Raw genomic sequence first — 19,449 nt, forward strand, 5'->3', positions numbered from 1 at the left:
TCTTCCTTCCTAATCCTCTAAATGTCTAATTTGTTTTTTGGAACCGCAATGCTAATGAAGCGGCTCCGATAACACCGGCGTCATTGCCAAGTTGTGCCAACCGCAGTTTGGTTGAATCCCGTACTGCTGGGAAGGCATTTTCTTGGAAGTAACGTGTCGTTGGTTGTAACAGCGTGTTACCGGCGTTAGAAACCCCACCACCAATGATGATGTTGGCTGGGTTTAAGATGTTGGCCACGTTAGCCAAGGCCAAGCCTAAGTAGAACGTAACTCGGTCAACCACTTGGTTAGCCAAGATATCCCCGTTATCGGCTAAATAGAAGACCATCTTGGAGGTGACGCTTTCCTGATTGTCTTCCATTTCCTTCAAACGAGAGGTGCCCATGAAGTCTTTTGCCATGTCGGCAGCCACGTGAACGACCCCAGTTGCGGAAGCGTATTGTTCCAAACAACCGCGCTTGCCACAAGTACAAAGGTAGCCATTAGGCTGTACGGTAACATGGCCCAATTCTCCGGCACCGCCGTTGATCCCGTGAAGTAAGTGGCCGCCAGCGATGACCCCACCGCCGACACCAGTTCCCAAGGTCACGAAGACCACGTCAGCATCCTTTTCACCGGCACCCTTCCAGTATTCACCCAATGAAGCCACGTTGGCATCATTGTCTAAGATGAACTGTAAGCCAATTCCGGCTTGAATCTGGTCACGTACTTGTTGGCGCTTCTTCCAATTTAAGTTAAAGGCACCAATGACCGTTCCATTTTCAATATCTACTGAACCGGGTGTCCCCATTCCGATCCCAATAAAGTCATCCTTGCTAAATACTGAGTTACTAATGTGCTGGTTGATTGAATCGATAATGTTGGGAACGATGTGGCTACCCTCGTCTGAGATATCCGTGGGAATGCTCCACTTTGCGAGAATTTCGCCAGAAGTGGAGAGAAACGCCATCTTTGTCGTTGTCCCACCCAAATCGATGCCAATTAAATTCCGTGCCATACTCTAAATCCCTCCAATGGATTGGTGTTGATCTCTTGCATGTTGTACTTCAATGCGGTGTTCATGTGTCAGAACCACCTTGGCCGCAACAAAGGTTTTATCATCGACCGCCCGTGCTTTACGGAGGTGATCCAATTCCAATGCCATGACTTCAATGTCCCAAAGACGTTTGCCCACGTATACATAAATACCAAATTTTTTAAGTAGCTGCTGAACATCATATAACGTTTTCATTGTGCCACAACCTCCGTGAAATTGCACGAGACATTTTAGCTTCTACTGCGCCATACCGTGCATATACAACCAGACCAATCCAACTATTAAGACAATCGTTGCCACAACCCGTTTGATTACGTTAACCTTACCAATTCGCGGCACGCCTAATGAATACGCTACCAAAAAGCCGGCAGCCAGACCGCCAATATGACCCGCCAAATCAATACCAGGCGCGAATAAATCAAATAAAATGTTCATCACCACGAAGGCCAAGAAGGTCTGCGCGAGTTGGCGAATCACGGGATTTTGCCAGAAGGACTCACCCATCATCATGAAGGCACCAAACAGGCCGAAAATCGCCGTGCTGGCTCCTGCCGATAAACTATTCGAGAAGCAGAAGCTCGCCACGTTCCCCCCAACACCAGATACCAAGAACAGTATCAGGAATCGGGTATGACCAAAGGCCGCTTCAATCTGCATGCCCACAAAATACAGGGTAATCATGTTCATCAGGATGTGGGTGAACCCAATGTGAAGGAACATGGGCGTGAAGAGCCGCCACCATTCCCCCTGTTGAATCAACGCGTTGAGCTTGGCCCCAAAGGTAATCAGCACGTTGACGTTGGTGCTCCCACCGTCAAGCGTCATTGCCCCGTAGACCAGAACCATGATCACAATCAGTCCGATCGTCATGAAGGGATATTGATTGAGCCGGCTCAGTCGATATTTAACTTGCGCCACTATGCCGCTTCCTCTCTATTTTAAATTAGCGGCTAGTACCGCGTCCAATAATATGTCAAAGGAATCAACGGGCCAAGTCGGCTGCGCAATCTGTTGGGCTGGTAATGCCAAGGCCAACTTGATTCCCGTCGTCTTAGGCAGGTACCGGTCATAGTAACCGCCCCCAAAGCCAACCCGTTCTCCGGTAGCCGCAAAAACCAGTCCCGGCACCAGTAACAGGTCAAACTCGGTAGGATCAACCACCCGATTATCTTGTGGCTCCATCAGACCAAATTTCGTCCGTGTCAACGTCGTGGTCTCGTCCATGACGTGGAAAGCCATTTGACGATGTGGCAACGTTTGCGGAACCGCAACAATTTTACCATCGGCCTGAGCGCGTTCGATAATTGGCCGTGTTGCCAGCTCAAAACCGCCGCTGATGGTCGTGGCAATCGTCGTGGCCTGCTGATAGGCCGTTGACGTCCAAAGCTGCTGATAGAGGTCGTCAGACGCTCGTAGCCGGTCAGGAACCGCCATTGCTGTCAGGGCATGAATCGTTTGTTGCCGAATCTCTGCTTTGCTTGGCATCATTTACCCCCTTGATTCTTCGATGATATAAAAAAAGGGTCGGACTCTCGCCCGTACCCTTACTTAGTTTCGCGATGCAAAGTTACTTTCCGTTCACGCGGGCAGTACTTCTTAAATTCAACCCGGTCCGGGTTATTACGCCGGTTCTTGCTGGATAAGTAGTTGCGTTCGTGACATTCAGTACATTCTAAAGTGATGTGTACACGCATTGTGGGTAACCTCCCAACTTGTTCAGAATTACAGGCATGAGCCTTAACTCGTAATATATTACCATTAATCTGACGGAATTACCAGTCATAATTCCAAATATGTTAAGGAAAAATACTTAACAGCTAAATGAATAGGCCTGGCCTCGCTTTCGATACGCTATTAATTCACACTTAAGGGGTATTTCTACCAAAACGATGTACTGGGATATGGACCATATAGAACCCCCATTGCCTTAACCGTTCGCCAGATTTGAACTGGAACGCGGTGAGAAGGACGATCAGAAGCTTAGAAACGGTCTCTGGCCTCACTTTGAACCGGATAGCCCCGCGTTTATCCCACGGCTGAGTTCAAATCTAGCTCACTCACGGCTACACATTGTGCCAACAATGACTTGGAATGACTACTTCTCTTAAACGACGGTTCAACCCATATTAAAGTTCAACATCTGTGTAACCGGAGGAGGTCAGGGATGTAGGCAACTGTGTCAACGCTGTTAGCCGATGTTTTACGGCTTACAGCGTGGGACGTGTTTGAAGACCGGTGCTTTCCCCGGGCTTCAAACCGAGCTGAAGGACCGCTTCCCAGGCCGCAAGCGGTCCCCACAGTAGCCGGAATCCCTGACAGCCGCAGGTGACTGATTTCAGCTAATCTGTAGTTAACAACCACCCTTAAACAAGAATAAGATAACCCGATTCAAAATAAAAAGCGGTACAAATCAGCCACAATCGACTGACTTGTACCGCTTTCCTGACTATTGATTAATGGTTGAGGTTGATTGAACCGTCTTCCAATAAGCCGCATAAATCTTCTTGGCCAGCGTCATGTTGTTACTTTCGGCGTTGACACCCAGGTTAGGCATGGCTAGTGCAACAACCACCTGTGGATGCGTGGAAGGTGCGAAAGAGGCCAAACTCAAGGTAACCGTTTCGTTCCCCTTGTAATACGTTTGGGCAGTCCCAGTCTTGGCAGAAATCTTCGGCGTAATTGAGGACATAGCACCACCAGTCTTGTAGGTGTTGCTCCCGTGAACCACGTCGTAGAGACCTTCCTTAACCAAGTTCTTTTGCGCCGTGGTCATGTCAATCGTGTTCAGCACCTTAGGCTCAACCGAGGACTTCACTGCCCCCAGCTTCCCGTCCGAGGTCGTCCCCCGAATGGATTGCACCACGTGTGGGGCGATCCGCGTGCCACCATTGGCAATCGTTGACATGTACTGGGCAACCTGCATAACCGTGTAGGCGTCGTAGTTCCCAAAGGACAAGTCCAAAGCGTTCCCAATGTGGGCAAACGAGCTTGACCCTTCCAAACCAGAGCTTTCACCAGGCAAGTCGATCCCGGTCTTCACACCGAGTCCGAATTGCTTAAAGTAACCCCGTTCGATATCAAACGCCTTGGTGCTCATCGTTAAGGCCGCACCAGAGGAGTAGTTGAAGCCCGCTTCCTTCATGGCTAACTGCATCATGTAGGAGTTAGAGGAAACTTCGAGGGCGCCCGCAGCGTTAACGGCAATGTTCGAGCCACCACCATGGTTGAACCAAGAAGACTTCTTGACCCCACCAACGGTGATTGGCATATCCGTCAAGGTACTGTTGGTTGGCGTGATTACACCATCCATCAGAGCCCCGGAGACCATGGCCCCTTTGACCACGGACCCCATAACAATATCACTGTTAATGGTTCCCAAAGCATTGTCGGTCGTCTTTCCCGTTGAAGGATCACGGTCGACACCGGCCATCCCAATGACACCACCCGTATTCGGGTTCATGACGACGGCATAGGTCCCGGTTGAACTTCCCCCGGCACCCGCTTCGGCGGACTTAACCAGCGATTGTAACTCGCTTTGGAACTTAGAATTGATCGTCAGTTGCAGGTTATCCCCCTTCTGACCACCATACTTCTTAACTTCCTTCGTCACCGTATTGTTTCCGGCAACTTCAACCTGTTTCTCAGCCTTGGTTCCTCGCAGGACGGATTCATATTCCTGTTCCAGGTAGGATTGCCCCACACTGTCATTACGGGAATACCCCTGTGCCAGCAACTCGTTGACCTTGTCACTTGGCAACCCGGTCTTTTCAGACGACACGGTCCCGATGATGGAATTCATCGATTTCCCGTTCGGGTAGTTCCGTGACCAGCTCGTTCCCACTTGGATCCCAGGCATTTCGGACAGATGTTCACCAATCTGCGCAATTTCTGTGCTGGAAACACCCGAATCCTTAATGTAGGTCGTCGACAGCGCGTAAGCACCGCTCATCTTGGCAAAGATGGCTGCGGCGTTCTTCTGGGTCTGAGTTAACTTAAAGGAGGAATCATTCTCCAAATAACTCAAGGCCTTGTTGTAAAGTGCTGTTGTCGACAATCCCTTGGTTCCAGAAAGCTTGCCTTCCACTGCCTTTAACCGTTTCGGATCGGTTAAGTAGTAGTCGATTGACTGACGGGGCGTTAAGCTACTCGTTGAGACCGTCAAGTAATTGCCAAGCTTATTGGCAATGTCGTACATGCTGGTCGACAAAACGTTGACCCCTTTGGTGTACGAGATTGCCTGATGGGCCTTGTTACCCACTAAGACTTTACCGGTGGCATCGTAAACCATCCCCCGTTGAACATTCGTCGTCTCAATGGTGGTATCGGTCGAATTGACCTCCGCCTTAAATTTTGACCCGTAAATCACTTGCAAATACGCCAACTGACCAATCAGCGCTGCAAATAACAGGGCAACGATAATGAATAGGAAGTTTAACCGAAACGGGATCTGCGACTTCTGAGGGCCGTCAGACCGCCGATTACGGTTGCTAACTCGATTATAAAAATTCTTCACAACAGCTCTGCTCCTTATTGTACAGCTACTATTTTACCAAACTTCGCTTGAGACAACTATCCCGCTACCGAAATTTAATGTTTCTATGCTATTCTAGATATCGAAAAGCAAAAAGTACAGGCTCCAAGTTAACTTTTATAATTTCTAAAGATTGAGGTGGCTTCTTTGCAAGATCGAAACCGGCGCTGGCGCCTCTCGCCACGCCAATTTACCCTACTCGGGGCTTTTTTGACCCCCTTTATTCTCATGACGGCCTATTTTATTTACCGTCAAATGGCACCGTTTGGGTCGAGTAGCCTGTTAACCGTCGATTTAGGGCAGCAATACATCGACTTCTTTGCTTACATGCGACGTGCGTTACTCCATGATCCAAGCAGCATCTTTTATACCTTCGCCAATGGCCTGGGTGGTGAAATGCTGGGGACTTGGGCTTATTACCTACTGAGCCCGCTAAATTGGATTTTACTGCTGTGCCCAGGCTCGTCTTTGACGACGGGGGTCTTCTTTCTGACGGTCATCAAGTACGGACTGGCAGGACTGGCCTTTGCCTGGCTGCTACTCAAGACCACCACGCAATCTGGTCTTAAGGCGGTCACCTTTGCCACGGCCTATGCCCTAATGGGTTGGTCGATTGCGAACCAACTCAACATCATGTGGTTGGACGCAGCCTACCTGTTGCCATTAGTCTTCTATGGCCTGTACCTCTTGGTGCACACGGGAAAATGGCGTACCTACGTTGTCTGGTTAGCCATTACACTAATCGTCAACTACTACATGGCCTACATGATCTGCCTATTCATGATCCTGACCTTTATCTTCTTGGCCGTGGATCGCTACACCAACTTCCGGGGCTTCCTGAAACAAGTCGGTAGCTTTGCTTGGACCTCGGTTGCCGCGGGCCTACTATCGGCCGTCGTCTTACTTCCAACCTGGTGGTCCTTGGCCCAGAGTAAGGCCCAGTACACGGTCACCACCTTTAAATGGAAATTTGAATTTTTCCCACCAAAGATGTTGGCGAAGTTCTTCTTAGGCGCCTTCAACTTTGACCAAATGCCCGATGGCACGGCCAATCTTTTCATCGGTGCAATTGCGCTGTTGGGCGCGCTCTTCTACTTTGGGGATCGCAAAATCGCGTTGCGCACCCGGATCACGGCCGGAATCATCACGGTATTTTTGGCCCTGTCCCTCTGCGTCCAGCCGCTCGATCTGCTCTGGCACGCGGGTCAATTTCCGGTCTGGTACCCCTACCGTTTCTCCTTTATCGTCAGCTTCTGGCTGATTTGGTTGGCGGCCCAGACATTGACCGCCGACTTCGAACCCGGCTGGTTGGCCATCGCCCTGGTCACGATTGTGGTGGTTGCCGGTGCGGCTTACGTGGCACTTAACCTGAAGTCCTTTAAGTTTTTACAAATGAATCAGGTCCTGCTGGGCATGTTCTTTGTGGTGATGGCGCTCGTTCTCACCACCTTGCCCATCAAGCACCACTGGATCTATCCGTTCCTATTCTTTGTCATCGGGGTCACCGAAATCTCGGCCAATGCCTTTACTTCACTGAACAATATCAGCTACGTCTCTCAGGGCGAGTACGGTAACTACACCGATGAGTTGCAGCGGCTTGTCAACAAGGTTCAAAAGAAGGATGCTGGTTTCTACCGGATGGGTAAAACCTTTATGCGGACCAAGGGAGATGCTTTCCAGACTGGCTTTAACGGTGGCGGGGTTTTCTCTTCCGTCTTACCTAAGGCTGTTCCCACCTTTTATGGCAATACGGGGAATCCCGATGGCGATGGGTTTGTCGCCTACAGCAACGGGACTCTGGTCACCGATGCCTTGCTGAACATGAAGTACTACTTCCAGCAAAAGGAACTGTCGGGGGCTCTCAGCGGGTCCAGCATGCTGCCTGCAACGTCCAACAAGGCCGACTTGGCCGCTTACAACAGAATTAGTAGCGATCACTGGGCAACGACCTACCAGAACCCCTACGCGCTGCCATTAGGGTATGCCGCAAGTTCACAGGTGCTCTCCCTCAAGAATAAGACGGCCGATCCGGCGCAGTATCAGGCCAACTGGTTAGCCGCGTTAACCGGAAATGCTGCTGATACCAAACTCTACACGGCCGAAAACTTCGACCAAGTGACCTTTGCGAACATTAATCAACAGACTAAGATCACCGGTGCCATCTTGCAGAAGAAGAACTTGTTGAAGCCTGGCAGTATCACGCTGACCATGAAACCCACGACCAATGATCCGTACTACCTGACCTTTGGTTCCACGGTCAATCCAGACAATGCCACCTTCGTGTTGAATGGGAAGGCGCTCAATCAGTACAAGACCTACCGCAATACTATTCTGGTCAGCGTCGCCGATCACGCCAAGGGGAAGACCCTCAAACTGACTATCAGTCTCAAGAAGGGCTCCCTGTGGCTGGAGAACTTCACGCTGTACCGGCTAAACACCGCGTTGTTCCAGTCGGCCATCACGCAGCTGAAGACACAGCCGTGGCACCTGACGCGGCACTCTAACCGCGACTTTAGTGGCAAGATCACGACCACGAAGGCTGGCGAGGTCCTCAACACGTCGATTCCGTACTCGCAAGGCTGGCACGCGACCGTTAACGGTAAGGCGGCCAAAACCGACAAGACAGTGGGCATGTTTACCGCAGTCAAGCTGCCGAAGGGTAAAAATACGGTTACCCTATCCTATTGGCCACCTCTGCTCAACCTCGGCTTTCTCATCAGTGGGCTGACGTTAGTAGTCTTGACCGGTGGCTGGTGGCTCACTCACCGACGTCACTGATTATTGCAATGGTCCTCGCCAGTCATGCGCATCAGTTACACCGTTTAACCGCCAGATCATCAAACAAAAACAAGCGATCCTGCCAGATAAATTGGTGGACCGCTTGTTTTTTTGCATCTCATTTTTTCATTTTCCGAGGATCTCGCGCTAAGCCCTATTTTATTGAAACAGCGACTCGCAATGATCCCCGCAACAACGGGGCTAAATCCGGTGATACTTAATCTTGCTGATCAAGCTCACCGTTATCGTCATAAATATAGGTCGGCCCATCCGTCTTGGGATCGTAATCAACTGTCAAATCATACCCGACAAAGAACCACTGATCCCCTTCAGTAATGTAATAGGTCACATCGTCCTTGGTCTCCGCAACGATAGGGTCACGCGGATGATCATCCGGTGTCATCCCCAGGGAAAAGCCTTCATGAACTGGCGTCTTACCGTAAACTTTGCCAAAGAAACGAATGCCACGACCGGTCATTCCCATTTCTTCTCGAAACCATTTACTTGCTGCATCAGTAACCGTAATTTTCATTATCCAAGACTCCTCTTAGGCAGACTATGAATCCGTTTTCATGTTCTCCTTCTTTATAACACGGAATGGCGCTCCTTGGCAAGTTTCTACCAATTAGCCTGCCATAATGGTTTAAACTAATTGTACACAACTGACTCGCTATTCACCACCATTTTGCCTAGGATTCACTTACCCTTTTGCAAAATCAGCCCCCAGCACGACCACTTATTAATTTCCCACTAATACTCGGCTTGTAAACCCCATTACGGGCCCCAGAAGATAACAGCCACGTGCTACCATTAAAAACGACTTCCGGCTGCCAGAGGCCCCAGTTTCGCCGGTTGTTGACTAACCCGTCTGCGTTTTGTCCGACCATCGTCATCAAGTCAAAAAAAAAGAACCAACCCCACAGGATTAGTTCTTTAGACATTCAATCTATTCCACATCCAAAACCTTAACGGACATGTCGCCACCTGGCGTGTTAAAGGTTACTTCTTCACCCTTGCGGTGGCCTAGTAAGCCCTTCGCAATTGGTGAATCGTTGGAGATCTTACCAGACATGGGATCGGCTTCAGCGGCCCCCACAATGGTGTATTCTTCGGGTTCTTCATCAGGTAATTCCTTGAAAGTAACCTTCTTACCCACCGTGATTTCATCCTTGTCAGTACCATCGTTATCGATGATTTGGGCGTATTGCAACATCCGTTCAACGGTGCTAATCCGCGTTTCCAACATACTTTGTTCATCCTTAGCTGACTCGTATTCTGAGTTTTCGGATAAATCCCCGTAAGAACGGGCAATCTTGATCCGGTCAATGACCTTAGGCCGTTGCACCATCTTTAAGTCTTCCAGCTCGTTTTCGAGCTTTTCCTTACCTTCTTCAGTCATTGGATACATTTTATCTTGTGCCACACTGGCCACCCCTTTAATTGATATTTTTTTAATATTGACGCGCACGCCAACCTAAATTTTTGTTTGTAGAAAAGGTTAGCCGAATGACCAGCTAACCCGTCCTATTCTATATGGTTGTATCTGGATTGTCAAAAACTTGTTCATTACCACTTGCTTCAAGAATCGCCCGAATCTTGGTTACCAAGAGGTCAATGGCCACTTGGTTCTCGCCACCTTCTGGTACAATCAGGTCCGCATAACGCTTGGTTGGTTCCACGAATTGATGGTAAGTTGGCTTAACCGTTGCCAGGTATTGTTGAATGATGGATTCCAAAGACCGGCCCCGTTCATTCATATCCCGTTCGATTCGCCGAATGATGCGAATGTCATCATCCGTATCAACGAAGACCTTGATATCCATCAGGTCCCGCAGGCGTTCATCATCTAAAATTAAGATACCTTCTAGAATAATGACATCCCGTGGTTCCTGATGAATCGTCTTGTTACTCCGCGTTGAAAGCGTGTAGTCGTAAACCGGCTTTTCAATCGGCTTACGGTCTAACAGCTGCTTGAGTTGTGAGATCAGCAGATCCGTATCAAAAGCCAACGGATGGTCATAGTTGACGGCTGCCCGTTCTTCCATGGTCATCTCTGACTGGTCATTGTAGTACGAATCCTGCTGTAAAATCATGATTGAGTGTCCAATCAATTGATTAAAAATTGCCCGACTAACCGTTGTCTTCCCGCTACCGGAACCCCCGGTAACTCCAATAATAATCGGTCGCTTTTTGTCTGCCAACACTGTCGCCATCCTTTACTTATTATCACTTGCTAATGAACTGGTCTTTGCTTGATGCTCTGCGTAAGTCTGGGAGAAGTAAACCTTTCCCGTCTTGGTATTTGCGATGAAGTAGTAGTACCCCTTCTTCTGTTCCTTAGGGTGCAACACCGCATCGATTGAGGAAACACTTGGGTTGTCAAATGGCCCTGGGCCGTAACCGGTATGAACATACAGGTTATATGGCGACTTGACCTTAAGATCCTTGTAAGTCAACGTTTTCTTCGTTGTCTTCAAAGCATATTGCACGGAAATATCGGACTGTAAGGCCATCCCGGCTTTGATCCGGTTCAGGAAGACCCCGGCAATCTTATCTCTGTCCGTTTGGGTAACCCCTTCACGTTCAACTAGGGACGCCAACGTCATGACCTCTTGTACACTGCGTTTTTGTTTCTTAATGGTGCCATAGTTACCCTGTAGGTTCTGATTGGACTTTGCCACCATCTGCGTGATGATATCCTTGAGCGTCATCTTCTTACCGGCTTGGTAAGTCGCAGGCGCTAGGTAGCCCTCTAAACGATAACGGACATTTTTGGCCGTCTTCGCCGAACCGAGAAGTTGTGGGTACTTTTGGGCCAGTTGATCGAAGAAAGCCTGATCCTTCATCAGTTTCAGGAACTCTGCCTTGGTGAAATCAGTCTGAATTGGAATCTCAGCTGCTAGCTGATCAACCGTCTCACCCTCACGCACCAGTAGTTTCCCTGCCGTACTTTGGATCGGTTCAGCCGAACCGCCCTTCTGTAACTGCTTGGCTATCTGGTTAAGCGTCATGGACGGTTTTAACTGGTAATACCCCGCCTGAAAATTCGTGAACTTATTTGATTTCACGTAATAATTGAAGACCATCCCACTCTTCACAACTTTCTTGTCCTGCAAGATCTGTCCGATCTTATTAGACGTTGCGCCAAGTGGCACGTGAACTTGCACCACGTTGTTATCCTTCGTATTCATCGGCTTGAGTGCGGTTTGAAAGTAGTGGTACCCGAAGATTCCAATAACCACTGCCAGCAAAACCAGCAGACTCGCCACACCAATCATGATGCGTCGGCCAAACGACCGTTTCTTGCCCGAATCCTGCCTTGACGGTGTGGGCGTATTGCCATTATCCAACTTATTTCCTCCGTTCTATGCCATAGTCTTCTCCATTATACAGAAATTCCCGGAGAGCGGAAATAGGAAAGCGCGACTTTGATAAAAATGTAATATTATAGTGTACTCCGAAAGGTGGTGGGGTCCTGAGCATTAACGTCAGCAACGTTAAAAGCCCGGGTTTGGGGTTTGACTGTTTGAGGTTAAGCGCATTTCGAAGCACGTTTTGGCCAAAAAACAGCGCGCCACCTCCGAGAATTACCCTCAGCCACCACGTATACCTTAAATCAGTCAACCTAGCAAAGACGCGTTCGATTTCTAACTTAGAAATCAAGCGCGTCTTTAAACTTCTATTAACGAATCTGAGCCCCTAAGTCGTCTTCAAGACGCTTAGAAACCTTTTCGAATGCTTGGGTGACGGCATCGTCAACCAGCGTTTCGTGTTTGTCTTGATAAGTCAGCGTGTAAGCCAAGGACTTCTTGCCCTTTGGTACCTTGACGCCATCGTACACGTCAAAGAGCTTGACGGATTGTAAGAAGGCCCCACCGCGGCGTTCGATCAAGGCGACAACTTGATCGTTCGTAACGTCATCATCCACGAGCATCGCAATGTCACGGGTGATCGCTGGGTAACGGGAAATCACGTCGTATTGATTTTTTTGTTTTGGCATGTCGATAATCGCCTGCAGGTTCAATTCAAAAACGTAGGTTGCGGCAATCTTGAATTGCTTAGCAACTAACGGGTGAATTTGACCCAGGAACCCGATCCGGTGACCGTGAACTAAGACATCAGCGGTCCGACCAGGGTGCATTTCAGGCATGTCGGCGTTTGGCACGTAGGTCACGTCGCCATTAACCGCCATATCCTTCAAGTACGCGGCCACGATCCCCTTCATTTGGTAGAAGTCGACCGGTTTGGCTGCCTGGTTCCAGGCTTCGGGCATTAAGGTGCCACTGATGGCCCCCGCAATATGTTCCTCTTCGCTTGGCCGATCCGTTCCATCCTCGCGGTAGAAGACCCGTCCTTGTTCGTAAAGGGCAACGTCCTTCACCTTACGAGCGGAGTTGTACGCAATGTCATCCAGCAATCCAGAAACCACGTTCATCCGCAAAACGGCGTGATCCACGCTCATTGGCCAAGCCAAATGCGTCGGTTCACTGGCACGCATCATAAACATCTGGGCCTTAGCCTCAGTCGTCAGTGCGTAGGAAATGGCTTGGTTCAAGCCTAAGCCTTCCAGGGAATGACGGGTAGCGCGCATCAAGCGTTGCTTATCCGTCAAGGTTCCCATGGTCATCCGCCCAGTTGGCAGCGTTGCAGGGAGTTGATCGTACCCATAAATCCGGGCAATTTCTTCCAAGAGATCGGCTGGAATGTGGATGTCATTTCGGCGAACAGCAACCGTAACCGTCAGCGTATCTCCGTTAACTACCACCTTGAAGCCCAAGCTTTCCAGGATGTGGGAAACTTGGTCCATGGTCAATTCAGTCCCCAAAATGGCATTAACATGCGTCAGCGTAATGTCAATCACGGCTGGTTCAGGGATGTTTTGGCTACCCACAACGGTGCCCGTCTGGACCTCGCCATCGGCTAGCTCATTCATCATCTGTGCCGCTGCGTCTAAGGCATCTTGAACACCGGCTTGGTTAACACCCCGTTCGAACCGTTGGGAAGCATCTGTGTGCAAATTGTGCCGTTGGGCGGCCTTCCGAATGTGGTCGTGTTCAAAGACGGCTGATTCAATGGCCACTGTCGTCGTTCCGTCTTGAATAGACGTACTCAAACCACCCATGACACCAGCTAAAGCGATTGGCGCCTTGTCATCAGCGATCACGATATCATTTTCGTCAAGGTCGTGGTCGTTTTCATCCAAGGTCGTCAACTTTTCGCCAGCCTTGGCCGTCCGTACGTAAACATCATTGCCGGCAAACTTGTCATAGTCGAAGGCATGCAAAGGCTGACCGTATTTCATCATGATGTAGTTCGTGATATCAACCACGTTGTTGATTGGCCGCATCCCTGCATTCCATAGACGAATTTGGAGCCACATTGGACTTGGTGCTAACTTAACGTTCTTAACCAAACGCATCCGGTATTGTGGTGAAAGTTGATCATCCACGTGCACGGCCAATTGGTCAGCAATTGCCGTTCCGTCTTCCTTAACGTCCGGCTGGTCTAACTTCACTGGTTGGTCGTAAATGGCGGCCAGGTCATGTAACGTTCCAAAGAGACTCAACATGTCCCCCCGGTTAGGCGTTACGTCCAGGTCAATCATGCTGTCGTTCATACCTAAGTAATCATAAACCGCATCCCCAGGAGTAGCATCTGCAGGAAGGACGTAGATGCCATCGACATACTTCTTAGGCACAACGTCTTCGCTGAAACCAATTTCTTGTAAGGCACAGATCATCCCTGCTGAAGGAACCCCGCGCATCTTGGACTTCTTAATTTTAACGTTGTCCGCAATCCGGGAACCTGGTAGCGCCACGATGACATTCTGGCCAGCCGCAACGTTGGGTGCTCCACAAACGATTTGTAAGGGTTCGTCTTCGCCCACATCGACTTGGCAGATGTGTAAGTGATCTGAGTCTGGGTGAGCTTCCATTGAAAGGACGTGACCAACCACGATCTTCTTAAGGCCGTCGCTAGGCGTGGTTACGCCATCGACTTCCACCGAAGTACGTTCGATCTTTTCCGCCAAATCAACGGGTTTTACGTTTAAATCTAAATATTCTTTAATCCAATTGTATGAAATCTTCATGGTTGGCGATTATCCTTTCTTTGTGAATTGGGTGAGGAAACGGACATCATTTAAGTAGAAGTTTCGAATGTCATCGACACCGTACTTCAACATGGCAAAACGGTCGGGACCAACCCCGAAGGCAAATCCGCCGTAAACGTCTGGATCCACACCGGCCATCTTCAGGACGTTCGGGTGTACCATACCGGCACCCAGAACTTCGATCCACCCCGTGTTCTTGCAGACCTTGCAGCCCTTACCGCCACAGTTGAAGCAGGTAATATCGGCTTCAACGGAAGGTTCGGTAAATGGGAAGTAGCTTGGCCGTAACCGAACATCGAACTTGTCTCCGAACAATTCGTGAGCTAAGACTTGCAGTGTCCCCTTTAAGTCAGCCATCGTGATGTGCTTGTCAATCACTAAACCTTCAACCTGATGGAATTGGTGAGAGTGTGTGGGGTCGTCGGTGTCACGCCGGTAAACGACACCGGGTGAAATCATCTTTAATGGGCCCTTGCTGAAATCATGCTTTTCCAGCGTTCGTGCCTGCATCGGTGACGTCTGCGTCCGCATCAGAATTTCCTTCGTGATGTAGAAGGTATCTTGCATGTCACGAGCTGGGTGATTCTTAGGCAAGTTCATCATTTCAAAGTTGTACTTGTCTTCTTCCACTTCGGGACCACTGAGGACTTGGTAACCCATGCCCAAGAAGAGGTCTTCGATTTGATCCACGATTTGTTGGATCACGTGGGGTTCACCCTTCGCAACGGGGGTCCCTGGTAAGGTCACGTCAATGGTTTCCTTGGCCAGTTGTGCGTTTAACACGGCCTGTTCCAGTTCTTCCTTCCGTTGCGTCAAGGCCGCCGTCAGATCGTCACGAATCTCATTGGCAAATGCCCCTACCTTGGGCCGTTCTTCGGCATCCAGGTCGCGCATTCCCCGTAAGACTTCGGTAATTGGTCCCTTTTTACCTAATAACTGGACGCGCACTTGATTAACGTCTTTTAAGTCTGAAGATTTTTTAATATCTGCTAAACCGCGTTGCCGCAGTTCGCTGAGTTTATCCTTTAACGACATACGTCATCCTCCATTTTCTCTACTTTTCCTACTATTCGATAACCTTGCGCCTTTCGCACTGGCCAACCACTGGTCTCGCGACGAAAAAGCCACAAAAAAAGGCCCCGTCCCCTAACTAGGGACGAAGCTTCGCGGTACCACCCTGATTCAGTCAGCGCCACTAAGGCACCAACCACACTCAGAAGTGATAACGGTCACTCACCGGAGAATCATTCATCGTGTTGCCACGAATCCCGATTACAACTCAAGAACTGAATTCACCCAGTAATTTGAAGTTTGCTTCCAGTCTAGACAAACTCTTCCTGACAAATTGCACCGGCTACTGCTTTTCTATCATCGTTTTTAATTATTACATGTTATAGACTAGCTGACTTTAGGGTGCCTGTCAACTACTTCTGGTCTGTCTCAGTTGGGCAATACCACTTATCCGACCACGCGTGAACCGCAGCCATGACGTCCTTAAATTCTTCACCCTTGGTGGTCAGTTCGTATTCAATCAACGAATTGTCCGGGAAAGTACGCCGAACAATGACCCCATTGGCTTCCAATTCTTTTAGCCGTTCAACTAAAACACGATCACTGCACCGTGGAATCTTACGGGCAAGGTCTTTGAACCGTTGGGGCCCCTCTTGAAGGAGCACATCAATGATTAGCCCATTCCACTTCTTCCCCAAAAAAGAGAAGGTCTGTTCGAAACGTGGACAAAGCGAAAAATCGACTGTGCCATCTGCTGTGGTTTTTGAAGACATCATTTGCATCTTAATTCTGGCCTCCCATCTAGGTTCAAGTGAAACTAGGCGTTAGGCGTAAGCTTCTCAACAAAGGCTTGGACGTGCTTACGAGTTGGTCCAAAGAATTCATGAACTGCTTCGTAATCATCAACCAAGGAAACAATCGCACTCTCCCGATATTTAGGTGTTGCCAGGGTTGCCCCCCACATATGCTTCAGGATGATGTCTTTTTCCATGGGGCTCAAATCAGTCAGCTTTTCAGCATTCCGTAAAGCGACCCGTGGGTGAATAAACGCGTGCGAACCTAAGTTGAACTTCGTCGTGCGCCAATCATAATAGAATAGATCGTGTAACAAACCACCCCGTGCGGTGGCCCGGGTATTCAAACCAAGTTTCTTTGCAATTAAATAACTGTTATAGGACACCGAAATCGAGTGTTCCAAACGCGTTGAATGGTGATGCTGGGTGTAATTCGCCAGGCGTTGAACTGGCTCCTTTTCCAACAAATCAGAAACTAAAGCGAGGTACTCGGGGTCATCACGCCAAGTAAGTTTGGTCATAGAATGCTTCCTTTTCATTTAGAGTTATGATTTTAGTCTTTCTCAATTACCCTACATGATACTTCCTTTTTAACAAAAAGCAATGAAAAGGTTCTGAAAATGGATTTCATTTACCGTTTCTTAACGTTCATCCTACCAATCGGAACATGACAATCCCCGCGGCAACGGCAACGTTGAGCGATTCAGCTTGTCCCTTGATTGGAATGTAAAGATTTCGTGTTGTTAACTGTTGCAGGTCAGGCGCCATTCCATTACCCTCGTTGCCCATCACGATCGCTCCCGCCTCTAACGGGGCCACATCGCGGTAATCCTTGGCTTGGGGGTCCAGGTTGGTCCCATAGACCGGCAACTGCCGCTGCGTAAAGGCGGTAATCCAGTCATGCAAATCCCCTTCAACTAACTGAATGTGGAATTGACTCCCCTGCATGGACCGCAAGACCTTGGGTAAGAACCGGCTTGCACTCCCCTGACCCAATACAACGCCGGCCAAGCCAGCTGCATCGGCTGTCCGGACCATGGTCCCAATATTGCCGGGGTCCTGAACCTGATCCAGGAATAGCCAGCTTCCCTGTGCTGTAGCGGGATCCACGGCCGTGTCGTCGGGCATGGGTGCCGTCGCAAAGATCCCTTGCGGCGTGCTCGTATCCCCCAAGGTTTGGGCAATACTGTCGGTCAGTTCAAAGACGTCCACTCGTGCTGGAAAATCTGCAGCGTGGGCATCCAACTGTTCTGCCGTACCTATAATGGCTGTCAGTGGCAACTGCGCCTTCAAGGCCTCCTGAACCAAATGCCAGCCTTCCAGTAAATAAGACTGCGTTGCCTTCCGTCCCTTTTTAGAGGTTAAGGCCCGCCACTGCTTGACGCGTTTATTTTGACCCGACGTTATCTTTTCTCTCACGTTGATGACCTCCACTTACTGATTGCGAAATAATCGCTGTCATAAACAACATTATATATAGTAGCTTTTCGTTCTAAAAACAGGCGTCATGTGCCACCTGTAACCGTTGGTAGCGCTATCTACCGATTCCAACGATGCGCCGTTAGCTAAAGTCGCACGGTTAATTTTACCATATCACTAGGCAGGCGCGGGACTTCGCGTTATGATTAATCTAAATTTTCCAGCATGAGGGGGAACTTTTGTGATAACGCAACACTTTTTAGTCACGGGACAGGTTCAAGGCGTGGGCTTTCGCTGGTCCGCTAGTCGTTTGGCCCAACAGTTAGGGATCACCGGCACCGTCCAGAATCTGCCAACGGGACAAGTCGCCATCGTCGCCAGTGGTGAGCAACAGCAACTTGCTGACTTTGCGCATGAAATCAAGCACGGGGTGACGCCCTGGGCCATTGTCCATGAGCTTAAGGTCACCAACGCCCGCACGCAACGATTTGCCAATTTTCGGATAATCACTAGATAATCATTTGAAAATCACTTACAAATCAAGTAATATGTTTGATGTTAACGGCGTTTTCGTCGTTGGGGGCGTCCGCGCTCTACGTTTTAAATACAAAGGGGTTCAAAATTAATATGAAAATCTCCAAGAAAGTCACGGTTACTGGTGCATTAGCGGCCATGGCCCTCGTCTTGAGTGGTTGTGTGCAGACTAAAAACGGTAAACCGTATGGCTTCGTCTACGACTACCTAGCCGTTCCCGGGCAACACGTCATGGACTGGCTCGCTCAGATCTTCGGCAATAGCTACGGTTGGGCAATTATCGTGCTGACCGTGATCGTCCGGATGGTTCTGCTGCCAATCATGGTTAAGCAGATGCGCAGCGCCACCGTTCAACAAGAAAAGATCTCAATGGTCCGACCACAAATGGCTGCCTTACAGAAGCGTCAAAAGGAAGCCAAAACGCCGGAAGAACAAGCCGCTGCGAGCCAAGCCATGATGGCCATGTACAAGGAAAATGGGATCAGTATGACCGGTGGGATTGGTTGTCTGCCACTACTGATTCAGATGCCAATCTTTGCCGCCCTGTACGCCGCTATCCGGTACTCACCAGAGCTTTCAGGGGCCGTCTTCATGACCATTCCGTTAGGGAAATCCAGCTGGATCCTGGCCATCCTGTCCTTCCTATCTTACCTGTTGCAAGCCTACCTCTCCATGTTGGGCATGCCCGAGGATCAGAAGAAGCAGATGCGGATTACGTTGCTCCTATCACCCGTCATGATCTTGTTCTTCACGATGAGTTCCCCTGCTGGACTGGGACTATACTTCTTCGTGGGTGGACTGTTCGCCTGTGTGCAAACGCTGATCATCAACTTCTACCGGCCTAAGATTCGCCGGGAGATTAAGGAAAAGATGGAAAGTCGGCCTAAGCCAGTCGTTGAACCAGTTGCACCTAAACCGGTCACGCCTGCAACGCCAGCTTCATCAAATGCTGCTGAGCAACCAACTGCAGCCAAGACGCAGAATAAGAAGAATCGCAACCGCAATGCCGGGAAACAACGGCATCATTAATCTAAAACTGAGTCACCGTTCCCTTGACCATCATGGTTAAGGGAATTTTTTTGTCTTAACTAGCCGTCAGTATCAGTATTCTCGCCATTAATTGCGTCTAAGTTGGGCTGACTACGGCTGCCGAGAATTCCACCTGTGGTTATACTAAAACCACTGTGTCAACCAAGAGATCAGCAGAGAACCACCAGATTGTCCCAGTTTTAGT

At 49.4% G+C, this 19,449-nt stretch carries 19 protein-coding genes; 3 read left to right on the top strand and 16 right to left on the bottom strand.

The window, feature by feature from the left end; genetic code table 11:
- Nucleotides 1-25 precede the first annotated feature (25 nt).
- The 6 genes from FD28_RS12440 to FD28_RS12460 form a co-directional block, all read right to left on the bottom strand.
- Nucleotides 26-997: an ROK family glucokinase gene (locus tag FD28_RS12440; RefSeq protein ID WP_057735370.1), complete on the bottom strand. Its 972-nt coding sequence runs from the start codon at nt 995-997 to the stop codon at nt 26-28.
- A 3-nt stretch (nt 998-1,000) separates the two neighbouring features.
- Nucleotides 1,001-1,231 carry a YqgQ family protein gene (locus FD28_RS12445; protein WP_057735371.1) on the bottom strand — a complete coding sequence of 77 codons (231 nt, stop codon included), beginning with the start codon at nt 1,229-1,231 and terminating at the stop codon, nt 1,001-1,003.
- Between the two features lie 42 nt (nt 1,232-1,273).
- Nucleotides 1,274-1,954 (bottom strand): rhomboid family intramembrane serine protease, encoded by a 681-nt coding sequence (locus tag FD28_RS12450; protein ID WP_057735372.1) that lies wholly within the window; start codon nt 1,952-1,954, stop codon nt 1,274-1,276.
- Nucleotides 1,955-1,969: 15 nt separating this feature from the next.
- Entirely contained in the window at nt 1,970-2,521 is a 552-nt protein-coding gene (locus tag FD28_RS12455; RefSeq protein WP_057735373.1) for a 5-formyltetrahydrofolate cyclo-ligase, read from the bottom strand.
- A gap of 59 nt (nt 2,522-2,580) precedes the next feature.
- Nucleotides 2,581-2,730: a 50S ribosomal protein L33 gene (rpmG, locus tag FD28_RS13105; RefSeq protein WP_081721478.1), complete on the bottom strand. Its 150-nt coding sequence runs from the start codon at nt 2,728-2,730 to the stop codon at nt 2,581-2,583.
- A gap of 752 nt (nt 2,731-3,482) precedes the next feature.
- Nucleotides 3,483-5,549 (bottom strand): peptidoglycan D,D-transpeptidase FtsI family protein, encoded by a 2,067-nt coding sequence (locus FD28_RS12460; RefSeq protein ID WP_057735374.1) that lies wholly within the window; start codon nt 5,547-5,549, stop codon nt 3,483-3,485.
- A gap of 156 nt (nt 5,550-5,705) precedes the next feature.
- On the opposite strand from FD28_RS12460, the gene FD28_RS12465 reads away from it, so the two are divergent.
- Entirely contained in the window at nt 5,706-8,345 is a 2,640-nt protein-coding gene (locus FD28_RS12465) for a YfhO family protein (RefSeq protein WP_235806907.1), read from the top strand.
- A gap of 217 nt (nt 8,346-8,562) precedes the next feature.
- Here FD28_RS12465 and FD28_RS12470 read toward each other — a convergent pair whose 3' ends face one another.
- From FD28_RS12470 to FD28_RS12520, 10 genes are all read right to left on the bottom strand, one after another.
- The gene (locus FD28_RS12470) at nt 8,563-8,877 is read right to left on the bottom strand and encodes a HesB/YadR/YfhF family protein (RefSeq protein ID WP_057735376.1); all 315 of its coding nucleotides are present in this window, start codon (nt 8,875-8,877) and stop codon (nt 8,563-8,565) included.
- 184 nt (nt 8,878-9,061) lie between these two features.
- Nucleotides 9,062-9,286, bottom strand: a complete 225-nt coding sequence (locus FD28_RS12475) for a hypothetical protein (protein WP_057735377.1) — start codon at nt 9,284-9,286, stop codon at nt 9,062-9,064.
- A 5-nt stretch (nt 9,287-9,291) separates the two neighbouring features.
- Nucleotides 9,292-9,768 carry a transcription elongation factor GreA gene (gene greA / locus FD28_RS12480; RefSeq protein ID WP_057735378.1) on the bottom strand — a complete coding sequence of 159 codons (477 nt, stop codon included), beginning with the start codon at nt 9,766-9,768 and terminating at the stop codon, nt 9,292-9,294.
- 106 nt (nt 9,769-9,874) lie between these two features.
- Nucleotides 9,875-10,558 carry a uridine kinase gene (gene udk, locus FD28_RS12485; protein WP_057735379.1) on the bottom strand — a complete coding sequence of 228 codons (684 nt, stop codon included), beginning with the start codon at nt 10,556-10,558 and terminating at the stop codon, nt 9,875-9,877.
- A 3-nt stretch (nt 10,559-10,561) separates the two neighbouring features.
- On the bottom strand, nt 10,562-11,695 hold the full coding sequence (gene mltG, locus FD28_RS12490; protein WP_057735380.1) for an endolytic transglycosylase MltG: 1,134 nt from the start codon (nt 11,693-11,695) through the stop codon (nt 10,562-10,564).
- Nucleotides 11,696-12,027: 332 nt separating this feature from the next.
- Complete coding sequence (gene pheT, locus FD28_RS12500) at nt 12,028-14,436, bottom strand: phenylalanine--tRNA ligase subunit beta (protein WP_057735382.1); 2,409 nt, start codon at nt 14,434-14,436, stop codon at nt 12,028-12,030.
- 9 nt (nt 14,437-14,445) lie between these two features.
- Nucleotides 14,446-15,492: a phenylalanine--tRNA ligase subunit alpha gene (gene pheS / locus FD28_RS12505; protein ID WP_057735383.1), complete on the bottom strand. Its 1,047-nt coding sequence runs from the start codon at nt 15,490-15,492 to the stop codon at nt 14,446-14,448.
- 389 nt (nt 15,493-15,881) lie between these two features.
- Nucleotides 15,882-16,250: a winged helix-turn-helix transcriptional regulator gene (locus FD28_RS12510; RefSeq protein ID WP_157059904.1), complete on the bottom strand. Its 369-nt coding sequence runs from the start codon at nt 16,248-16,250 to the stop codon at nt 15,882-15,884.
- Between the two features lie 35 nt (nt 16,251-16,285).
- Nucleotides 16,286-16,783, bottom strand: coding sequence for an HD domain-containing protein (locus FD28_RS12515; protein WP_057735384.1), 498 nt, complete (start codon nt 16,781-16,783; stop codon nt 16,286-16,288).
- 127 nt (nt 16,784-16,910) lie between these two features.
- Entirely contained in the window at nt 16,911-17,681 is a 771-nt protein-coding gene (locus tag FD28_RS12520) for a TrmH family RNA methyltransferase (RefSeq protein ID WP_057735385.1), read from the bottom strand.
- 241 nt (nt 17,682-17,922) lie between these two features.
- Between FD28_RS12520 and FD28_RS12525 the strand changes: the two genes are divergently transcribed.
- Both FD28_RS12525 and yidC read left to right on the top strand, forming a co-directional pair.
- A complete protein-coding gene (locus FD28_RS12525) occupies nt 17,923-18,198 on the top strand; it encodes an acylphosphatase (protein ID WP_057735386.1) in 276 nt (91 codons plus the stop codon).
- 110 nt (nt 18,199-18,308) lie between these two features.
- Nucleotides 18,309-19,244: a membrane protein insertase YidC gene (gene yidC / locus FD28_RS12530; protein WP_057735387.1), complete on the top strand. Its 936-nt coding sequence runs from the start codon at nt 18,309-18,311 to the stop codon at nt 19,242-19,244.
- The last annotated feature ends 205 nt before the right edge of the window (nt 19,245-19,449 follow it).

The sequence above is a fragment of the Levilactobacillus hammesii DSM 16381 genome (assembly GCF_001434395.1).
GTDB classification, from domain to species: domain Bacteria; phylum Bacillota; class Bacilli; order Lactobacillales; family Lactobacillaceae; genus Levilactobacillus; species Levilactobacillus hammesii.